The organism is Streptomyces hilarionis (assembly GCF_024539675.1).
GTDB lineage: Bacteria > Actinomycetota > Actinomycetes > Streptomycetales > Streptomycetaceae > Streptomyces > Streptomyces hilarionis.
The window spans coordinates 1-834 of record NZ_JAHHIT010000371.1 but is presented as its reverse complement, the minus strand read 5'-3'; the positions used below and the strand labels follow the sequence as shown (position 1 = coordinate 834).

The following is an 834-nucleotide window of genomic DNA, read 5'->3' as shown; positions in this document are numbered from 1 at the left end:
GATCAGTCTTCGGCCATAAACGTTGAGATGTCATCGCTTAGAAAAGCAGGCATCACAGCTGGCGTTAAGGTACTCAGGACATTTCGCTTCCATCAGTCCCGGTGCACCTTTGGAACTGAGCTAGCCAAGCTGGCTTTAGCAAATTGCGATGATGTGGCGATAGTGATTGCGACTGTTAGCAATGCATTGCTTCTCGGTCGAAATTCGGAGGCTACTACCTTCAAATACATCAAGTTTGTGCAAGCCACACCCGCTAAGCAGGCCATTGCGAACAGCTTCATGGCTGCGTTTACAGGGATTTCTTCCAGGCACGGAGCGAGCAATGAATAATCGGACGTCTTCAGACCTAACGTTTCCAATGCTTGAGTACGCGAAGAACGAGACGCCTTGGGATCTGACCCCATTTTTATACAGCGGTGGTGCAAAGGCAAAAGTGAAGACTGTACGCAATGAAATCACATCAGGTGTTTTAGGGGATCCTTTGCTGGAACGGGTAGAGCTTGTAAAGGAGCTCCACGAGTGTTTGGCCGACGACCTTGTAGGCGGGGGGAGCCGCTTTTCGGCGAATAACAAGATCGGTTCGTTGCGGCAGTTTTTTCGGTGGGCGGATCAATCCGGACGCCAGTTGAGCATTGACAAGGTTGCGCAAGCTTACCTGGGGTGGGCAGAGCATCTTTTACACCGTCACCGTGTGGAAGGATATTTAACTGCCGGATCGTTATACGACACTGCAAGTTTGACAGCGACGATGCTTGATCGAGTGCTAGGCCGAAGCTCGACACTTTTGTACAGCACACGAATTCGCAAACCCAGAGGCAACGGACGGGTTAGAAA

The 834-nt window shown here is 50.7% G+C and carries 2 protein-coding genes; both read left to right on the top strand.

Translation table 11 applies throughout. The features are described 5' to 3' along the window. Positions 1-330, top strand: a 330-nt coding sequence (locus tag KMS84_RS43610) for a hypothetical protein (protein WP_256921236.1), incomplete at its 5' end; no start/stop codon positions are given. 28 nt (positions 331-358) lie between these two features. Continuing rightward, positions 359-834: hypothetical protein (locus KMS84_RS43605; protein WP_256921235.1), on the top strand; the 476-nt coding region annotated here is incomplete at its 3' end.